22 protein-coding genes are annotated in these 17,954 nt (G+C 66.3%); 11 read left to right on the top strand and 11 right to left on the bottom strand.

The window, feature by feature from the left end; genetic code table 11:
• Nucleotides 1-176: 176 nt before the first annotated feature.
• From pheA to HIM68_RS10465, 3 genes are all read right to left on the bottom strand, one after another.
• Nucleotides 177-1,115, bottom strand: coding sequence for a prephenate dehydratase (gene pheA, locus HIM68_RS10475; RefSeq protein WP_172171941.1), 939 nt, complete (start codon nt 1,113-1,115; stop codon nt 177-179).
• Nucleotides 1,112-1,960 carry a glycosyltransferase family 2 protein gene (locus HIM68_RS10470; protein WP_172171939.1) on the bottom strand — a complete coding sequence of 283 codons (849 nt, stop codon included), beginning with the start codon at nt 1,958-1,960 and terminating at the stop codon, nt 1,112-1,114. Before HIM68_RS10470 ends, pheA begins: the two co-directional genes overlap by 4 nt.
• 81 nt (nt 1,961-2,041) lie before the next feature.
• On the bottom strand, nt 2,042-2,920 hold the full coding sequence (locus tag HIM68_RS10465) for a DUF5926 family protein (RefSeq protein ID WP_139469047.1): 879 nt from the start codon (nt 2,918-2,920) through the stop codon (nt 2,042-2,044).
• A 110-nt stretch (nt 2,921-3,030) separates the two neighbouring features.
• Here HIM68_RS10465 and HIM68_RS10460 point away from each other — a divergent pair, with 110 nt between their 5' ends.
• Entirely contained in the window at nt 3,031-3,939 is a 909-nt protein-coding gene (locus tag HIM68_RS10460) for a DUF1707 domain-containing protein (RefSeq protein ID WP_172171937.1), read from the top strand.
• 11 nt (nt 3,940-3,950) lie between these two features.
• Complete coding sequence (locus HIM68_RS10455) at nt 3,951-4,802, top strand: DUF1707 domain-containing protein (protein WP_172171935.1); 852 nt, start codon at nt 3,951-3,953, stop codon at nt 4,800-4,802.
• Nucleotides 4,803-4,870: 68 nt separating this feature from the next.
• On the opposite strand, the gene HIM68_RS10450 is transcribed toward HIM68_RS10455, so the two are convergent.
• Nucleotides 4,871-5,785, bottom strand: a complete 915-nt coding sequence (locus HIM68_RS10450) for a GTP pyrophosphokinase family protein (protein WP_172171933.1) — start codon at nt 5,783-5,785, stop codon at nt 4,871-4,873.
• A gap of 110 nt (nt 5,786-5,895) precedes the next feature.
• Nucleotides 5,896-6,690 (bottom strand): exodeoxyribonuclease III, encoded by a 795-nt coding sequence (locus HIM68_RS10445; protein WP_139909275.1) that lies wholly within the window; start codon nt 6,688-6,690, stop codon nt 5,896-5,898.
• A gap of 68 nt (nt 6,691-6,758) precedes the next feature.
• On the opposite strand from HIM68_RS10445, the gene HIM68_RS10440 reads away from it, so the two are divergent.
• Entirely contained in the window at nt 6,759-7,583 is an 825-nt protein-coding gene (locus tag HIM68_RS10440) for a thioesterase family protein (RefSeq protein WP_139469052.1), read from the top strand.
• Nucleotides 7,580-8,356 carry an SDR family oxidoreductase gene (locus HIM68_RS10435; RefSeq protein ID WP_139469053.1) on the top strand — a complete coding sequence of 259 codons (777 nt, stop codon included), beginning with the start codon at nt 7,580-7,582 and terminating at the stop codon, nt 8,354-8,356. The genes HIM68_RS10440 and HIM68_RS10435 overlap by 4 nt, the downstream gene beginning before the upstream one ends.
• Nucleotides 8,357-8,935: 579 nt before the next feature.
• Here HIM68_RS10435 and HIM68_RS10430 read toward each other — a convergent pair.
• The 5 genes from HIM68_RS10430 to HIM68_RS10410 are packed head-to-tail and all read right to left on the bottom strand — an operon-like array spanning nt 8,936 to nt 11,185.
• Nucleotides 8,936-9,532, bottom strand: coding sequence for an alkaline shock response membrane anchor protein AmaP (locus tag HIM68_RS10430; protein WP_139469054.1), 597 nt, complete (start codon nt 9,530-9,532; stop codon nt 8,936-8,938).
• Entirely contained in the window at nt 9,529-10,104 is a 576-nt protein-coding gene (locus tag HIM68_RS10425) for a DUF6286 domain-containing protein (RefSeq protein WP_172171931.1), read from the bottom strand. The genes HIM68_RS10430 and HIM68_RS10425 overlap by 4 nt, the downstream gene beginning before the upstream one ends.
• Nucleotides 10,101-10,490: an Asp23/Gls24 family envelope stress response protein gene (locus HIM68_RS10420; RefSeq protein WP_229664069.1), complete on the bottom strand. Its 390-nt coding sequence runs from the start codon at nt 10,488-10,490 to the stop codon at nt 10,101-10,103. Before HIM68_RS10420 ends, HIM68_RS10425 begins: the two co-directional genes overlap by 4 nt.
• A 4-nt stretch (nt 10,491-10,494) precedes the next feature.
• Complete coding sequence (locus HIM68_RS10415; RefSeq protein ID WP_062862592.1) at nt 10,495-10,677, bottom strand: hypothetical protein; 183 nt, start codon at nt 10,675-10,677, stop codon at nt 10,495-10,497.
• 37 nt (nt 10,678-10,714) lie between these two features.
• On the bottom strand, nt 10,715-11,185 hold the full coding sequence (locus HIM68_RS10410; RefSeq protein ID WP_139469056.1) for an Asp23/Gls24 family envelope stress response protein: 471 nt from the start codon (nt 11,183-11,185) through the stop codon (nt 10,715-10,717).
• A gap of 183 nt (nt 11,186-11,368) precedes the next feature.
• Here HIM68_RS10410 and HIM68_RS10405 point away from each other — a divergent pair, with 183 nt between their 5' ends.
• From HIM68_RS10405 to HIM68_RS10395, 3 genes are read left to right on the top strand one after another with little or no spacing between them, the layout of a single operon-like run.
• Entirely contained in the window at nt 11,369-11,932 is a 564-nt protein-coding gene (locus HIM68_RS10405; RefSeq protein WP_139469057.1) for an RNA polymerase sigma factor, read from the top strand.
• Nucleotides 11,929-12,402 carry a hypothetical protein gene (locus HIM68_RS10400; protein WP_253903885.1) on the top strand — a complete coding sequence of 158 codons (474 nt, stop codon included), beginning with the start codon at nt 11,929-11,931 and terminating at the stop codon, nt 12,400-12,402. Before HIM68_RS10405 ends, HIM68_RS10400 begins: the two co-directional genes overlap by 4 nt.
• Nucleotides 12,395-12,796 carry a hypothetical protein gene (locus HIM68_RS10395; RefSeq protein WP_139909273.1) on the top strand — a complete coding sequence of 134 codons (402 nt, stop codon included), beginning with the start codon at nt 12,395-12,397 and terminating at the stop codon, nt 12,794-12,796. Before HIM68_RS10400 ends, HIM68_RS10395 begins: the two co-directional genes overlap by 8 nt.
• A 175-nt stretch (nt 12,797-12,971) precedes the next feature.
• Here the strand turns inward: HIM68_RS10395 and HIM68_RS10390 are convergent, their stop codons facing one another.
• A complete protein-coding gene (locus HIM68_RS10390) occupies nt 12,972-13,244 on the bottom strand; it encodes a GlsB/YeaQ/YmgE family stress response membrane protein (protein WP_101547170.1) in 273 nt (90 codons plus the stop codon).
• A gap of 337 nt (nt 13,245-13,581) precedes the next feature.
• On the opposite strand from HIM68_RS10390, the gene pyrE reads away from it, so the two are divergent.
• From pyrE to HIM68_RS10370, 4 genes are all read left to right on the top strand, one after another.
• The gene (gene pyrE, locus HIM68_RS10385) at nt 13,582-14,148 is read left to right on the top strand and encodes an orotate phosphoribosyltransferase (RefSeq protein ID WP_062862586.1); all 567 of its coding nucleotides are present in this window, start codon (nt 13,582-13,584) and stop codon (nt 14,146-14,148) included.
• 180 nt (nt 14,149-14,328) lie between these two features.
• Complete coding sequence (locus tag HIM68_RS10380; protein ID WP_172171927.1) at nt 14,329-15,204, top strand: ATP-binding cassette domain-containing protein; 876 nt, start codon at nt 14,329-14,331, stop codon at nt 15,202-15,204.
• Nucleotides 15,204-16,904 (top strand): ABC transporter permease, encoded by a 1,701-nt coding sequence (locus tag HIM68_RS10375; RefSeq protein WP_253903884.1) that lies wholly within the window; start codon nt 15,204-15,206, stop codon nt 16,902-16,904. Before HIM68_RS10380 ends, HIM68_RS10375 begins: the two co-directional genes overlap by 1 nt.
• Nucleotides 16,901-17,530 carry a TrmH family RNA methyltransferase gene (locus HIM68_RS10370; RefSeq protein WP_172171925.1) on the top strand — a complete coding sequence of 210 codons (630 nt, stop codon included), beginning with the start codon at nt 16,901-16,903 and terminating at the stop codon, nt 17,528-17,530. The genes HIM68_RS10375 and HIM68_RS10370 overlap by 4 nt, the downstream gene beginning before the upstream one ends.
• Nucleotides 17,531-17,954 lie beyond the last annotated feature (424 nt).

The following is a 17,954-nucleotide window of genomic DNA, read 5'->3' as shown; positions in this document are numbered from 1 at the left end:
TCTGTCGTCTCTGTCGGCTAGTGAACAGACGTCAAGTGTGCGCAGATTGCCCAAAACCGGCGGGTTTCTGGCGATCTGCGCACACTTACCTACCAGTAGGTTTCAGTATTGCAGATTTTCCCGGTGTGAAGAGGCGCAAGCGGTCCGAAGCCAGGCGCAAGTTCGGTCGGTGCCCATCAGCCTTCGAGGGTGTGTTCCAGCCAATCGGCGGCGGCGGCGAAGGACTCGTCCGTCGTCGTCGGGTCGACCGGCACCACTGCTCCGTCGGAGCTCGGGTAGCTGCCGAGGAAGTGCAGCTTGAGGGCCGCCCGGTGGACTCCCTGCAGGGCCTCGGCCATGCGGGCCTCGTGGATGTGTCCGAGCAGGTCGATGGAGAACTGGTAGAGGCCCAACCCGTCACCGGTCGGCCGGGATTCGATGCGGGACATATTGATCCCGCGGCTGGAGAACTGTTCGAGCAGTTCGAGCAGCGAACCCGCCCGGTCCGAGCGCAGGGCTGCCACGACGGTCGTCTTGTCCGCGCCGGTCGGGGCGGGCAGAGGGCCCGGGCGGGTGACCACGACGAATCGGGTGACGGCGTCTTTGCGGTCGCCGATGTCCTCGGCGACGATCTCGAGTCCATAGCGCTGCGCGGCCAGGGCCGGGCAGACGGCGGCCATATGGTCGCCGGCGTCATTGGCCAGGTCCCTGGCGGCCGCGGCAGTCGAGGACGTCGGCAGGTAGACGGCTTCGGGGAAGTTCTCGTTCATGAACGCCCGCACCTGCGCCTCGCCGTGCGGGTGCGAACCGAAGGAGGAGATCTCCTCCCTGGTGGTGCCGGGCTTGACGGCGAGGACGAAGCGGACGGGCACGACCACCTCGGCGATGATCTGCAGACGCCCGTTCTCGGTGAGCGCATCGATCGTGGCGGGCACTCCGCCTTCGAGGGAGTTCTCGATCGGCACGACCGCGGCATCGCAGTCACCTTCGAGCACCGCGTCGAGTGCCGAGGGGGCATTGCGCATCGGGTGCGTCGTGGCCTCGGCGCGCAGGTTCCGGGAGTCGAGGAAGCTGAGCAGGGCCGCCTCGGTGAAAGTGGCCTCAGGGCCGAGGTACGCGAAACGGTTGAGGCTCACTTGCCGGTCTCCTTGTGTGGATCGGAGGAATTCTGCGTGGATTCGGAAGACCCGGAATCGGCGGGGGTGGAGGAGAAGCCGCCGCCTGGCGTCCCGCCATTCCGCTTCGCGCGGAGGCGGCGGACGAGGATGGCGCGGGCGACGTCGCGATACTGTGCAGCGCGGTGCAGCTGCGCTTTCAGATCACGACCGGTGACGCGGTGGTGGAGGTCGCATTCGACCTCTTCCACGCGCAGGCCGGCATTGACGACGTCGATGGTCATGGCCGCCTCGACGCCCCAGCCTGCGGCGAACGGCAGGGCCGCGTCGAAGGCCTCTCTCGACAGGCAGCGCATGCCCGACAGGGGCTGGGTGGCTTCGAATCCGGAGAGCTCGGCGATGCCTCTCTTCGCCAGACCGACGACGAAGCCGAAGCCCCCGCCCTTGCGCTTCTGCGCGGGCAGGATCGCGATCGTCATGTCGGCCCGACCAGCGAGTACAGGCTCGGCCAGGGGAGCGGTGTTCATCGCTGAGTCCTCGAGGTCGCCGTCGATGAACAGCAGCGCCCGGTGGTGCGGGTCGACGCCCGGATCGGCGTCGGAGATCTCCCGATTGCGCAGAGCGAAGGCTCCGGTCATCATGGCCGCAGCCTTGCCCTTGTTCTTCGGGTGGGTGATGACCTCGGCGCCGGCCCGGCGGGCCCGAGTCCCCGTGTCGTCAGCCGATCCGTCGTCGACGACGAGGACCATGTCGACCCCGGGGATCTGCTTGGCCGCAGCGACGGTGGCACCGATCCGCTGGGATTCGTTCATCGCGGGGATGATGGCGGCGACCGCCTCGGGGGCGGGGTGCGGCTGTACGCTCATGTCGGTTCTCCTGTCCGTCACCGGCACCGAGGTGGGGCACCCTTTTCGGGGCCCGCCTCGGTGACGGGGTGGTGACGGATATCAGTGGATGGTCAGCTGGCGGGACACGATGCCCGAGCGGACGCGGCGGGCCTCGGTGCTCATCGGCTCGGTCGTGTTCAGCGCTTCGTCGAGGCGCTTGCCGAACGCGGCGATGGGCTCTTCGACGTCGTCGACCTGGGTGCCGAACTCGAGTTCCCAGACGGGGACGATGATGCCGTGGGCGCGGAAGTAGCCGAGGAAGGTGCCGATTCCGCCGAGGTCGTTGGCGTTCTCGGCCTGCAGGCGGGCCATCGCATCGACGACGCGGTCCTCACCTTCGGGGCGGGCCCACCGGACGTAGGTGCGGCCGGACATCTCGGTCCAGTAGGCGGAGGCGACGGAGGCGAGCTTCTCGGTCGGGGCCACGGAGTCGTTGGCCTGCTGGAGGGCGGCGGCGACGTCGGCATCGGACTCGGCTTCGGGCAGGGCCCAGTAGTCGAAGTTCTCGAGCACGCGGACGTCGAACGGGTGAGAGGTGTCGAGGATGTCCTGCAGACGCGGGCCCTCACCGGGTTCGGTGGTCGCCTCGATGGAGGTGCCGGGTTCGGCGTCGACGGCGGCCAGCAGGCCGCGGGCGACGTCGCGGGAGGCGTCTGTCGAGGACACGGGCACCTGCATTCCGGCCAGGATCTCACCGTCGTCGCGGCGCCAGGCCTGCCATGCGGCGGGCAGCAGGGACGTGATGGTCACCTCGTGGCCGCCGTATTCCTCGGTGAGCTTCGCGGTCGCGGTGGCCGCGGGCACGAGTTCACGCAGGCAGATGAGGTCGGCTTCGAACGGCAGGTCCGCGAACGGACGCGCGACGAATGCCGTGGCCTGCGCCCTGGCGAGGCGTTTGGCGATGAGTTCTTCCTTGGAGCGCTTCGACTTCTTTCCCATGGGACGCAAGTCTAGTCGGTGGAGTCATCGGTGCATCATCCAGTGCGACGGCCCGCGCAGCACGGTGAGTTGAAGCGGCCCACGCTTGGCAACGGTGGCATCATTTATCCGTGGCTATTCTGCAGACGTCGACCGGGAACCCAGACGACCGGTCCGATACAGCCGGAGCCGCCCGGAAAGAATTGCGCCCTTCATTCGTCGAACGCGACGCCTTTCGCACCGCTCTGTCGTCGGCCTATGCCGACGGGCGCATCGACGATGAAGAGTTCGAGCGCCGCTCCACTCTCATCGAAACCGGGAACCATGCCGCGGACCTGCAGCGAGCCCTGGCCGATCTGCCCCGACCCGAGGTCGAGTTCCCGACCACACTTACCCGCGCCGAGGCGCTCAAGCGGCGCCGTTCGCTGCGGACTTCCGGCGCCCCGGCGGTCAGCCGCCGCCTCCTGCTCGCCGGTGGTGCCGCTGCCTTGGGCTTCGTCGTCGCCGGCGGAGCCTCTCGGCTCTTCGGCGTGGACTCAAAGGCAGTCGAAACTTCGGGCTCGGACTCGCCTGAGGTCGACTTCATCGCTGATCCTGCTGCCCTCGAAGATGTGCTGACAAAGGTGAAGGACAAGGGGTACACGCATTTCCGTGAGATCTCTATCGATCCGGATGTGTTCCAGGCCGGTGCCCGCAGTCTGAAATCGTCTCGCGGCATCGACAGCGTCATCGTCTACGGGCGTGCAGAGCCGGACATCACCCCCAGCAGTCGCTTGGGCGAAGGCGACAGGCTCTTCACACTCGACGACTTCGCTCTCGGCCTCATCCCGGCGATGGCCCAGGCGGCAGCGAAGAAACTCGGCAGCGGGCAGGGCCTGCGAGTGGAGCTGCGGACCGAGAGCGACGCGTCCAACAGCAAAGCGGAACCGGTGATCTCTGTGGTGGTGGCGGGCGGCGACTACGGCGATGGCGGAGGCGAACTGCGCTGGACTGCTGACGGGAGAGAACTCATCTCCATCCATCGCACGGGCGAGGAATGAAGGGGATCGAAATGGCCGAGAAGAAGAAGGACGATTGGCGCCCCTCCCGTGACGAACGCGCGCCCTATATCTCCGCGCTCAATGAGGCGCTCGCCGACGAACGGCTCAGCGTCGACGAACACGACGAGCGGATCGCTTCCGCCGAGGCGGCCACCAGTTTCACCACCCTCGACGGCCTCGTCGCCGATCTGCCCTTCGAATGGCATGACGAGAAGTTCGAACGGACGCAGACGACCGACCGCCGGCGATTCGTGCTCGGCATCGGGGCATTGGTCGGCATCACTGCCGCATCGTGGGTCGGCACCCGAGCGTGGGTGAAGAGCGGAGACCGCGCCGAGGCGACTGTCCGAGGCGGTGGAGGCGAAGTGGGGTCGAACTCGGCGTCCTCTGAGTCTGATTCTTCCGAGTCTGAGGACGACTATGAGGAGACCGTTCCCACTGATCTCGTGCAGGTGCTGAACTGGCGCAAGGACACTGTGCCCTCAGCAATCGAACATGCGACGGCACTCGGGCTGACCATGGTCGGGCGGATTCAGGGCGGAGGAGACGACGTCACGGTCAAGGGGTCGAACGAGAACGACGAGTGGATCACGGTCCGCTTCCGGAAGGGCTTTCGTCCGACGGTCGACACCGACACGAGCCAGAGTCCGTCAGACAAATGGCTCAGACCCGCCGAGATCCCAGCTGTCGACGTAGCCGCTCTGCACGATGAAGTGAAGTCCGAACTCAGCAAGAACACGCAGTCGCATCAGCTCGATATCGGCTATGACCTGACCGCTGACGAATGGCTGGTGTTGATCTGGGACGGGCCGGATTCCTTCGCCTGGACCCTTGACGGGCTCAAGCGCGTCAAACGCGACTGACCGAACAGCCGCCACTGCCTGTCGCAGGCAGCTCAGCTGACGTGCTCGACTCAGCGGTCGTGCTCGACTCAGCGGTCGTGGCCGACGGGGATGAAGTAGCGCGTGTTGTTCGACTCGTCCATGCGCACCTGCAACTTGTCGCCCGGATGGGGGAACGCAGAGCGCTCCGGGTTGTCGGGGGTCAGTCCGAGCGTCTCCAAGCGGATGATGCCGTGGCGGCCCACCTCGTCGGCGGCGAGGACATAGGAGTGGTTGAGTTCGCGGACCGTGACCTCGATGGCCGGATCTGTCGGTTCGTCCGCCTCGGCGAAGGCGCGGGGCGGGGCGGAATTGCCCATGCCCAGATACGCGCCGACGTCATCGGCGATGTAGCCGGCCACGGAGTCGGCCTGCGCCATCAGACCTGCGAGGATCACCGACAGCCGTTCCTGCTGGGCATCGGATTTCAGGGCCTGCCCGGGTTTGAAGAGGTGCTCCTCGGCGAGCACGCACCACGCGTCCTGCATGATCGTGCGCAGCTGGAGTTCGACGAGGACGGAAGGCTCGGAATCGAAGGGAACCTCGACGATGAGGTGGCGGCCGCGGTATCCAGAGGGCTTCGGGGTCGCGGAGTAGTCGCGCACCTCGGCGATGGAGAGGTTCGTATCGTCGCTCACCTCGGTGAGCAGGTCCCACAGGGCCGACTGTTCGCGTTCGGTGCGGCAGATGACGCGGGCGCCGACGACATCGATGACCTGGTTCTCGACCTCGACGGATTCGTGGATCTCGTCGTTGGCATCGGCGAGCTTGCGGCGCAGCTTCTCGCCGGTGCGCAGTCGATCCTTGATCCGACCGTCGACGACGCGCACTCGATCTCCGGAGAGCAGTGCGGATGGAGCGCGGACGGACTCGACCCAGTCATTGACCGTCTCGAGGGCGGCCCTCCAGGTGGACTCACGCCGGTCGTAGGCTTCGTCGACCAATTCGCGGACAGTTGCTGACATCCTCGTCACCTTCCTAGCTCCTGATTCAACTTCACCAGAAGAGAGGGGAGATGTCTATGGCTTCGACGCTGAAGTTGCGCCGGGGTGCCGAAAGGTGAGACGAAGGTGCCTCAGAGGTCGTAGTCGACGACGACGGGAGCGTGATCGGACGCGCCTTTGCCCTTGCGCTCCTCACGGTCGATCTCGCCTGCGGTCGCTGTCTTCGCCAGCGCCTGTGAGGCGAGCTGGAAGTCGATGCGCATGCCCTGCTTCTTCGGGAAGCGCAGCTTCTGGTAGTCCCAGAAGGTGTAGACGCCGGGTCCGGGCGTGAACTGGCGGGTGACTTCGCTCAGGCCCGCGCCGAGGAGATCATCGAAAGCGGCACGCTCGGCATCGGAGACGTGGGTGGCGCCGTCGAACTCGGCCATGTCCCAGACGTCCTCGTCGAGCGGAGCGACGTTGAAGTCACCGCAGAGGACGAGCTTCTTCTCCGGTTCGGCGCTCAGCTGGGCGGCGATATCGGCCGTCAGCGCCTTGTACCACTCCAACTTGTAGCCGTAGTGCGGGTGGTCGAGTTCGCGGCCGTTGGGCACATAGAGCGAGTAGACGCGTACATCGTTGCAGGTCACCGACAGCGACCGGGCTTCGACGACGGGTTCTTCCGAACCGAAGGCAGGGATGTCCTTGAACCCGATCTCGGCGTCGGCCAGTCCGACGCGCGAGGCGATGGCGACACCGTTCCACTGGTTGAGGCCGTGATAGCTGACCTCGTAGCCGCGCTCGGTGAACAGCTCCTCGGGGAACTGCGAGTCCTTGCACTTGAGTTCCTGGATGGCCAGGACATCGACATCCGAACGATCCAGCCAGGCCCCGATGCGGTCATGGCGGGCACGGATCGAGTTCACATTCCACGTAGCGATTCTCACCCTCCCACCCTAAGCCGTCCGCGCCGGAGGAGAAAGCGGGGTCTCGACGGGTCGATAGGATTGGGACCATGCCTGAAGCTCCCAATGAACACCTCGGCCATGACGGTGCCGCCTACCCGGACTCCTACTATGTGCGGCTGTCCGAGGACCGCCTCGTCTCGACTCTGCACAGCCAGGGCGCTTGGCAGCCCGGCGAGCAGCACCTCGCGCCTGCCTCGGGGATGGTGCTTGCCGAGATCGAACGTCGACTGCCCAGCGACAAGCTCATCTCCCGGGTGACCTTCGACGTCCTCGGCGTCATCCACTCCGGCGAGTTCACCATCGATGTCGACGTCGTCCGCCCCGGCCGCACCATCGAACTCGTCGAAGCGCATATGCGCCACGGTGAGCGCACCAGCGTGACCGCTCGGGTGTGGAGACTGCAGGCCTCCGACACCGAGGCGGTCGCAGGCGACGAATGGTCCGCGATGCCGCCCGTGTCCGAAGTGCCCGAGATTCCTTTCACCAACCGTTGGGGCGGCGGTTACATCGCGTCCCTCGAGGGGCGCCAGGGAGCGGACGCCCACCCCGGCTGCGCACGGTCCTGGGTGCGCAGTCCCTATCCTCTCGTCGACGGTGAGATCGACCCGCCGACCGCGGCCTTCGTGAAGTTCGTCGACACCGCTAACGGTCTGGCCGTCCGTGAGGATCCGAAGACGACGTTCTTCCCGAACGTCGACCTCTCCATCCACCTCACTCGCGTGCCCGAAGCCGGCTGGGTCGGCTTCGACACCAAGGTGGCCTTCGGGCCGACCGGACTGGGGCAGACGACGAGCGTGCTCAGCGACGTCGACGGACCCATCGGCACAGCAGTTCAGTCCCTGACCGTTCGTCGAGGTCAAGGCGCGGTATGAATCCGCGGCCGCGTGCCCTCATCACCGGGGCGAGCTCCGGGCTGGGGCGCGGCTATGCCCGCACCCTGGCCGCCGAGGGCTACGACCTCGTCCTGGTCGCCAGGGACGCGGACCGGCTGAATCAGCTGGCCGAGCAGGTGCGAACCACGCAGAGTACCCACGCCGAGGCGGCCGTGGCCGATCTGTCGACCCGTGACGGTATCGACGCGGTCAACGAGATCATCGCGACGCAGCCGATCGATGTGCTCATCAACAATGCCGGCTTCGGGCTGCGCGGGACACTGCTGGATACCGATGCTGCTGAGCTCGATGCGCTCGATCGGGTGCTCGCCGGGGCGGTGAGAGAGCTGTCGCTGGCAGCGGCTCGGCGCATGCAGTCCCGCGGTCGCGGAGGAATCATCAACGTCTCCTCGCTGGCGGCGGTGACGACGATGGGACAGTATGCCGCGTCGAAAGCTTCGACTCTGGTCTTCACCGAGGCGCTCGCCGGGGAACTCAGGGGCGGCCCGGTGACGGTCACCGCCGTTCTGCCTGGCTTCATCCGGACGGAATTCCACAGCCGCCTCGGCGTGGAGCGTCCGGGACCCGGCCTGATCTGGCTCAGCGTCGATCAGGTGGTGCGGGAGTCGCTGCGTGATGCGCGGGCGGGGAAGGTCGTCTCTGTGCCGGGGTGGGGATATCGCATTGCCGCGCTCGTTGCCCCTGTGGTGCCGCGTCCGCTCATGCGATGGGGGTCGGCCGGATTCTCCTTCGCCCGCACCCGCGATCACTGAGTCGGGATTCGCGAGATGCGCCGGCGGTCATCGAACTGTGGTCGTGTGCTCACCGCGGGATGTGACCTATATGCAATTTTCGGCAGGGGCGGCACAACTGAGTTGAGGATTGAACTACCGGGGGCTGAGCCTGTGACCAGGGGTTTTATTCTGATCGCTTCTGTGCTACAGGGCCCGACAGGATTCAAGACGGAGCGTGAGATTCTTTACAAGCGACACGAAAGTGTGGTCAAATTAATGTGTTCGCCCGGTGGGGATCGGGTGGACATAACGGACGTATGGGGATGCGTCCGGGTACTCGAGGGGAGTGCTGCGAGGACCCCGGGATGTCGCGATTACGCGCCCCGGGGTTCTTGTCATTCACAGCAGTGTTTCGCGACCGCCTGCCTGTCTTCAGGTCACTATCGGACATCCGAACTCGAATCCAGGTCACTATCGGATACTTCTGCGTGCGAAAAGTATCCGATAGTGACCTGGATTCGGTGGCCGCATCCGATGGTGACCTCGCCGCTGCCTGTTGCTGAAGCAGAAACTGCAGCTGCCGGCTTCTGCCGACTGCGGCGCTCTTGGATGTCGGCGCTACTGGACGCTGACGCTGCGCTGGCGGCGCGAGCGAGTGCGGGCGATGCCGATCTCCAGGGCCACCGCGCTCAGCGGAGCACCGAGTGCCATTGCCGCATTGCCGGCGGCGCGCTCGGCGACTTCGGCGATGATCGCATCGATGTCGGCGCGTTCATCGGCGTCGACGTGGATGAGCAGCTCCGGACTCCGCGCGGTGCCGCGCAGAATCACCGTGGCGTCGGAGACTCCGTCGGTGGATTCGAGGTCGGCGGCGACCGCCTCGGCGATGACCTCCGCATTCACCGTGGTCAGACCCGTGCGGGCATCGGCCTGCATCCGGAAGGGCTTTGCGAAGTCCTTGCGCGGGACCTGCACGCTCAGCCAGCGGAGCCCGATGATCGCCAGGATGAGGGCCACGACCACGGCGATGAGCGCCGAATAGGGCAGCGCCAGCACCGAGGCGACCGGACCGAGATCCGCTCCCGCCTCCAGGGCAGGGTCGACCGGGGCGGTGAGACCGAACCCGATGGCGAGCACTGCCAATCCGATGATCAGCGCGATGAGGCCGAGGATGATCAGTCCCGTGCGGTTGGCGGCGGCGGCCGTGCGTCTCATGACTGACTCCTTCTGGCCTGGACCTTCACCGTGGGGGTGCGGTCGAATGAGATCGAGGCGAAGCGTTCCCTGACGGCGGCTTCGACTTCGGCGCGGATCGGCTCAACGTCGCGGATCGGCGTCGAGAACGTCACGATCGTCGACCTCGCGTTCGACGAGGCCTTGACCCCGCTGACGCCGTCGACCCCATCGGCGGCCGCGGCCGCGATCTGCGACAGCGCCGAGGTGGGCAGGGCGACCTCGAAATCACCGATGTGTTCTGACCCAGCGGCGCTCACGCCGAGGATCCGGCGCGCTCCGGGAGAGATGCCGAGGATGAAGGCGATGAGTCCGAGCAGAGCCAGGACGATGCCGACCGCGATGACGACCGCGGAATTCCAATGCAGGTTCCCGGCCGCCTCGGCGATGGCGGAATCCGGCGCCTCGATCAGTGCGGCTGCGACGGATCCGAAGCTCACGAATGCGGCGATGCCGGCCCAGCCGAGTCCCACGGCGAGGAGCAGCAGGATGAGGGCGACGACCACGGCCGGACCGATGCGGGAGGGCCACTTGCGCAGCAGGCGTGTGCTCATTGCAGGCGATTCCTTCCTCGATTCGCACCGGAGGACTCCGGGGCGAGCCACCGCACGCTGATGTCGACCTGACGGACGGTGACACCGGTGAGGCGTTCGACTTCGTGACTCAGGGTGGAGCGGACGTGTTCGGTCGCCTCGACGATGGGGGTGGGGTAGGCCAGGCCCAGCTGGACGGCGAGCGTGCAGCTGCGCCCGGACAGGGTGACATCCACGGACGGGCGCGTGTCCAGGCTGGAACTCGCTCCGATTCCGAAGAGACCCGAGCTCGTGCCGCCGACGCCGGGCAGGTCTTTCAGCACCTGCCCGGCGGTGCGCTCCACGACCTTGTCCGCGATGGTCAGGCCGCCTCGGCGAGCTGGAGCGTCGTCGAGTATCGGGGCCACGGCGCTACCTCCGCGTGGTCGAGCGTGAGCTCAGCGCGGACAGGTCGAGGCGTCCGTCGAGGACGAGGCCGACGACCAGGCCGAGCCCGCCGCAGATGGCGACGACGAGGAACGCGAGGAAACCGCCGAAGTAGGCGACGATTCCCAGCGTCAGGCCGACGAGGAGTCCGATGAGAGTTTTCGACATGGCATTCCTTCTGCCGAGGTGGTGCAGCGGATGAGGGTCAGTTGAGTTCCGGCGAATCCTTGGCCGGAGCCTCTTCGTCGTCCTCGGGCAGGTGGACGTCGGTGACGTCGATGTTGACCTCGACGACCTGGAGTCCGGTGCCCTGTTCGACGGCGCGCACGACGTTGCGGCGGATCGCCTCGGCGACGTCGACGATGGAGGTGCCGTATTCGACGACGATGGTGAGGTCGATGGCGGTCTGCTTCTCACCCTTCTCCACGGACACTCCGCCCGAGACGTTGGTCTGCGAGCCGGGGATGCGGTCGGTGAGGGTGTCGAAGGCGCGGCGTGCGGCATTGCCCATTCCGTAGACGCCGGGGACCTCGCGGGCGGCGATTCCGGTGAGCTTGGCGACGACGTTCTCGGCGATGGTGGTGGTGCCCATCTCGGTGACGAGCGGGCTGCGCACGTCATCGTTCTGGGTGGTCTGGGCCTTCTGGTTCGAATCGGACTGCTTGGGTTCCGGCATCGTTCTTCCTTTTCGTTGGAGGTGCATGCGGTTCGCAAGTCCTTCGTCTGAAGGATGCTTACACAGGTACAGACGCAGCCTGATGAGAATCCTCACGCGGTGTTCGCAGAAATTTTTCGCCGGAGCGAATTTTTCGCCGAGGCGGCAAGCCGGTTCCGCGGCCGCGTGGCCTACGATGGGAATATGACAAGGGGAGATGATCGTTTCGACATCGTCACCCTGGTTGTGCGCGCTCGCGAGGGCGACATCGCCTCGTTCGAGGCCCTCGTCGACGAATACGAGCGGAAGCTGCTGCGTTTCGCCTGGCGTGCGCTCGGGGATCGACAGGATGCCGAGGACGTCGTTCAGGATACGCTCGTCAAGGCCTGGAGGTCGCTCGACGCCCTGGCCGAACCCGCGGCCTTCGGCACGTGGATCTACCGGATGGCCTCGAACCGCTGCACCGATGTGTTGCGCCGACGCACATCCCGGCCCTCCGAAGCATCGGATCCGGAGGACCTTGGCCATCACGTCGACGGTGCCGCCTCGGTCGAACGGTCCGTCGAGGCACGCACGGCGCTTGAGCATTTCTCCGAGATTCTGCAGACTCTGTCCTCCGAGCAGCGTGTAACGTGGGTGCTCCACCAGATGGAAGGTCTCAGCTACGCCGAGGTCGCCGAGACCTTGGGAATCAGCGAAGGCAGTGTGCGCGGACGCATCCACCGCGCCCGAACCGCCATCGCCGAGGGCATGGAGGGATGGGTATGAGCGACGAGTCCGTCGACGCCACGGACGCTCACCTGCGCGGCATCATCGACGAATACATGGGGGCCTTCGAACCGGACCCCGCCGAATCCGTCGGCCTGCGCGAACGCATCCTCCAGATCGTGCGCGAGGACGCGGCCCTGGCGCCGGCCACGAAGCTGACGACCGAGCGCGGCAACCCTTTCCGGATGGCGACGGCAGAAGTGCGCGGAATCATCCGCGAGGCCGTCGACTCCGTGCCCGGGATCCGCGCCCGCAGCGTGAATCTGACCCCCGCGGGCGAGCCGGAGGGCAGCGCCGTCGAAGTTTCGCTGACCGTGACGATGAGCGCGGGGACGGCCTTCGTCTCCGCCGCCGAGGATGTCCGCCGCAGCGTCGCCGGTGCCCTGATCGCGCAGGTGGGGATCCCCGCAATGCGAGTCGACGTCACCGTCGAGGACGTCTTCGTGGATGAGGAGGCCGCCGATGACTGAGAAGCCGAGGGTTGAGAAGGCGAGAGTTGAAAAGCCGAGGTTTGAAAGCGGGACCTCACGCGGATTCGACGAGGCGGCGGTCTCGGCCCGCCTGACCGAATCCGTCACCGGAGTCGACGGCGTCACCGGCCTGGCACCGGGGTTGCGCGACATGATCGCCAACGCGGCCGCTCGAGTGATGCGCCGAACCGGATCCGAACCGCTGCGCGTCGAGGTCTGGCGCACAGGCGAGGATCTCGGCGTCCGGATCGATGCGCATCTCGATGACAGTCGGCCCGTGACCGAGATCGTCGACGAGCTCTTCGCCGTCATCGCCGTCGACCTGCAGGCGGCGGTCGACGGGCCCATCGGGGAGATCGACATCGACGTGCACATCGTCAGCCGCAGCCGCTGAGGTCGTGCGGCGGGCGGCACTCAAGACGCGAACGGCACAGAAAAAGGTGGATAGCCCAGTTTCAAACTTGGGCTGTCCACCTTTTTCTGGGCTGTTGCCGACGCTGCCGTCTGCGGCTGTGTTTGGCCGCAACGGGGTGCCGCCGGGCAGTGGCTCTCTAGATGGCTGCAGTCCCTCAGTCGGCCTTGCTCTTCGAGCGTCCGGTGATGAGGCCCCAGATGATGAGCACGATCAGCGAGCCGCCGATCGCGCACAGCCAGGACGACAGTGAGAAGAACTTATCCATCTGGGCGCCGAAGATCATGCCGCCGAGCCAGCCGCCCAGCATGGCTCCGATGACGCCGAGGATGAGCGTGGCGAAGAAGCCGCCGCCCTGTTTGCCGGGCAGGATCGCTTTAGCGATGGCTCCGGCGATGAGTCCGAGGATGAGGTATGCGATGAAACCCATGTTGCTCACGTCCCTTCTGAGACAGTTGACCGGCCGGGTTGCACGGTGCTGTTGCCACTGTACAACCGAAACGCAGGGTAAGTGCCAAGTCTTGTTGATCCTTTATGACATCTATACAGACGCAGAGCCAGCCGGATCCTCACGCCCGGTGTCAGCACGACCAGCCGGATCCTCACGAGGATACTCACATCCGATGTCAGCGGGCCGCGGCAAAAGGGCAGCTGGGCTCTGAGGCGGGAGGCCTGCGGGAGGCCTTCTGGACGCTGAAAGGGAGGGCGCCTGGTCACTGAGACGGGGCTGAACGGGCGTGGTCCGACCGCCCAGTAGACTGGAGTTCATGACCGACAGCGCTGACACTCGCCGACAACTGCTCGACCTCATCGACGAACTCGCCGTGGTGCGCGGCAGGGTGACCCTCTCCTCCGGCAAGGAGGCCGACTACTACCTCGATCTGCGTCGGGTCACCCTCGATCACCGCTCGGCACCGCTCGTCGGCGATGTCGTCCTCGATCTCCTCGAGGCTCATGATCTGCTCGACAAGGTCGATGCCGTCGGCGGACTGACGATGGGCGCCGACCCGGTCGGCACCGCCGTCATGCACCGGTCGGTGGTGCGCGGCACCCCGCTCGACTCCTTCGTCGTGCGCAAAGAGGCGAAGAAGCACGGAATGTCCCGTCGTGTCGAAGGCCCCGACGTCGCCGGCAAGCGCGTCGTCGCCGTCGAGGACACGTCGACCACGGGCGGTTCCGTGCTCACCGCTGTCGAAGCGCTCAAGGAAGCCGGCGCCGAGGTGGTCGCCGTGGCCGTGGTCATGGACCGCGACACCGGCGCCAAGGAACGGGTCGAAGCCACGGGAATTCCGTACCTGACCGCGCTGACGACCGCGGATCTCGGCCTCGACTGAGACCCGCCTCGGCGAGGTGGGGCGAAACGGTGACCCCTCGGCGAATTCGGCTCACCGATCACGACCTGGGACTCGACTGGCAATTCTGTCGAAATCGAGGACGTGGTTTGAAACAAGTCTCTTATTTCAACACGATAGATGAGACACTCCCCAAGAACTGTTTGATGTAAAGGATGACGCGTGCTCACACTGAAAGAGGTTTCCCTGCGCAAAGGGAAGCGGACATATCTGGACGAGGTGAGTTTCACCGCCGAGGCGGGCCGGATCACCGCAATCGTGGGAACCCGCTCGGCGGGCCGCACCGAATTGGTGCGCATCATCATGGGCCTCATCGCCGCTGATGAGGGCACCATCGAACTCGAGGACTTCGAACTCGACTTCGGCGACCGGCAGAACTTCGGCTATCTGCCCGCCGAGCGCGGCGGATACCCGAACATGCGCGTGCTCGACCAGATCGTCTACCTCGCCCGCCTGCACGGGATCACCCTGGGTGCGGCCGAACGGAATGCGCTGACCCTGCTCGGCCATCTCGAGCTCGCCGACCGCGGCTACGCACCGCTGAAGAACCTCTCCGGCGCCGAGATCGCCCGCGTCGACATCGCCGCGACCCTGGCCGCGGACCCGGACGTCGTCGTCATCGACGACGCCTTCGCTGGCCTCGACGCCGCCTCGCTGCGCCTGGTCACGTCCCTGCTGCGGGCCCATGCATCCTCGGGAGTGCCTGTCATCCTGGCCACCGACGACTGGGAGGCCGCACAGACGTTCGCCGATGATGTCATCATTCTGAACCAGGGCAAGGTGACCGCCTCGGGCAGCGTCGAGAAGCTGCTCGGTGATCCGCACTATCGCGTCGAGACGACGGACACCGAGGCGGCCGCCTCGGCGCTGAAATCCCGAACTGGAATCAGCGATGTGAAGACCGTCGGACGCGAGGGCGTGAGCTTCCGCGCGAATGATGCGAAGTCAGCCGCCGCTGCCGTGGCCGAGCTGAAGAATGTGAAGAACTTCGAAAGTGTCCGCCCGACACTGGCCGAGCAGTACAAGGAGGCTCTGTAATGGCGCGCAAAGACAATGGTGCGAATGACGAGTCCCCGGAACCGCTCGTGTCCAAGGGCACGGCCGGCGAAGGCATCGACGGCCTCGGTGTGCCCGTCGATGACGATGTGATCGAAGACGAGACCGCCGCCGAGGAGGTCGACTCGGACGACGAGGCGACCGCCGCCGGTGCGACCACGGGATCGGCCGCCTCGGCGAAGAAGGGCACCGAGGCGAAGGATCCAGCCGCGAAGGCCTCCGACGCGAAGGAAGCGGACGAGTCCGGCGCCACCGCCGGCCTCGACGACGTTCCCTTCGAACTGGCCGAGGACACCCCCGACCCCGACGAACTGCCGGAGACCGGACTGGTCTCGGAGTTCGTCGATGTCGGCAACCGCCAGGCCGCGTGGCTCGTGTCGAATCGTGAGTCCACCACGGCCATGCGCAGCCCCTACTTCCTGGTCACGGCCGCCGTGATCATCCTCGGCGTGCTGGCCGCGATCATCTCCGGAATCGTCGCCGACGTGCAGAAGGACTCGGGCACCCCGACCATGGCGATGGTCGGAGTCGGCGAGCAGGCGGCGATGTATGAGCAGCAGCTGGGTGTGAAGATCACCGACGCCAAGGACGCCCCCGCCGCCGAGAAGCTCGTGCGTGAGGGCAAGGTCGACGCCGCATTCATCCAGGACCCGAGCGGTCAGGGACAGCCGACGATCATCGCCCTCGACAAGCAGCCCGATGCCCTGCTCGAGAAGCTCGCACCGAAGACCGAGGCGACGCTGCTCGAGACCCCGGCCGTCGACGGTGCCGTGGCCACTCCGCTGCTGTGGGGCATGGTCGCGCTGTCGCTGCTCGTCGTCGCCACACTGGGCACTGCGCTGTACCAGAACCTGCGCCTGGAGAAGCGAAACCGGATCACCGAGATCATCGCAGCCACGATTCCGCCGCGCGCCTCGGCCTCGGGGCGAGTGACGGGCATGCTGACCCTCGTCGTCGTCCACCTCGTTGCGGCCGCCGTCATCACCGAGCTCGGACTCTCGCTGTCGGGCAAGACGTCCCTGGCATTCGCCATGCTGCCGGGCCTGGGCTGGTTCGCGCTGGCCCTGCTGCTCACCGCCTGGTCGGTGTTCGCGCTGCTCGTCTGGGCGTCGACCGTCGTCGGCTCCAAGGCGCGCGCCACCTTCCTCACGATCATCGGCGTCATCACCGTGGCGGGCTTCTTCGCTCCGGTCATCATCGGACCCTCGGGCACCGTCGCGAAGGTGCTGTCGTGGACGCCGTTCACATCGCCGCTGGGCATCGCCGGTCGTTCCTTCGCCGGTCAGGCCGAGTGGTGGGAAGGTCTCGTCGCCGCCGGCATCGCCCTGGTCCTCGCCGTCATCCTCCATGCTCTGGCCTCGGGCGCGTACGTGCGCTCGGTGCTGTCCGGTGGCGGTCGCGGCGGCAGGACCGTGAAGATGAGCAAGCGCGCGCAGAAGGTCGGTGCCGCCACCTCGGCGAAGGGCGCCGCGAAGTCGGACTCGAGCGCTGACGACGCGGATGATGCCGATTCGGACGACGCGGACGACGTGGACGCGGGCAAGGACGCTGAGTCGGCGGACGACGCGAAGGCGGCGGCCGCCTCGGCGAAGGAATCCGGCACGAAGAAGTCGGACGTGAAGTCCGGCGGAGAAGACGAAGAGGACGCGAAGTCGGCGGATGATTCCCGCGACGACAAGTGACCGAAAGCGCTGAACCGCAGGTGGGGGTCGGTCCGTGGATCGGCCCCTGGCCTGTGGGTGAGCACTTCGATCCGGAGCTGCTGGCTGAGGGTGATCGGCGCAATGTGGTCGATCAGTATCGGTACTGGAAGCACGATGCGATCGTGGCCGACCTCGATGCCTCGCGGCACGATTTCCACGTCGGAGTCGAGAACTGGCAGCACGACCTCAACATCGGTTCGGTCGTGCGCACCGCCAACGCCTTCAACGCCGCAGCCGTGCACATCGTCGGCAAACGCCGCTGGAACCGGCGTGGAGCGATGGTCACCGACAAGTACCAGCACGTTATCCACCATCCGAGCGTGGACGACCTGCTCAGCTGGTGCGCCGAGAATGACGTGCCCCTGCTGGGCATCGACAACTTCCCGGATTCCGTGCCGCTGGAGACCTACGACCTGCCCAAGCGCTGCCTGCTGCTGTTCGGTCAGGAAGGACCGGGACTGAGCGAGGAAGCGCACCAGGCGAGCCGCGACGTGCTCTCGATCGCGCAGTACGGTTCGACACGGTCGATGAACGCCGCAGCAGCCGCCGCGATCACCATGCATTCGTGGATCCGCCGGCACGTGTACGACCAGCCCGTGAGCTGAGTTCGCTGCCGGCAGCGCAGGCCTCGCAGCGGAGGACTTGGTCTCCCTGAGGAAATCCCGTCCTCCTCGTCCACAAGGCCGTGGTCTCGCCGAGGAGGCCCTGTCCTCCTTGCGCAGGTGCGGTTGACGGCATTGTTTGGTCGATCCACGGGGTTATTCGCGCTCAGATCACCGTGGATCGCCCCAACAATCCAACTCTGTTGGAGTGCGGTGGACCGAGTCGCCGCCACGGAGGTTGCCGACCGGCATACAGAGACGAAGAAGCGCCGAGGCGGCACGACCAACGTCGTGTCGCCTCGGCGCTTCCGTGCTGCCGGGATCCGGCCGCCTCGGCGCTTCCGTGCTGCCGGGATCCGGCCGCCTCGGCGCTTCCGTGCTGCCGGGATCCGGCCGCCTCGGTGGGCGTTGATAGGCCCCGACGACG

The organism is Brevibacterium sp. CT2-23B (assembly GCF_013168765.1).
GTDB classification, from domain to species: Bacteria; Actinomycetota; Actinomycetes; order Actinomycetales; family Brevibacteriaceae; genus Brevibacterium; species Brevibacterium sediminis.
This window is presented reverse-complemented; position numbering and strand designations above follow the sequence as displayed.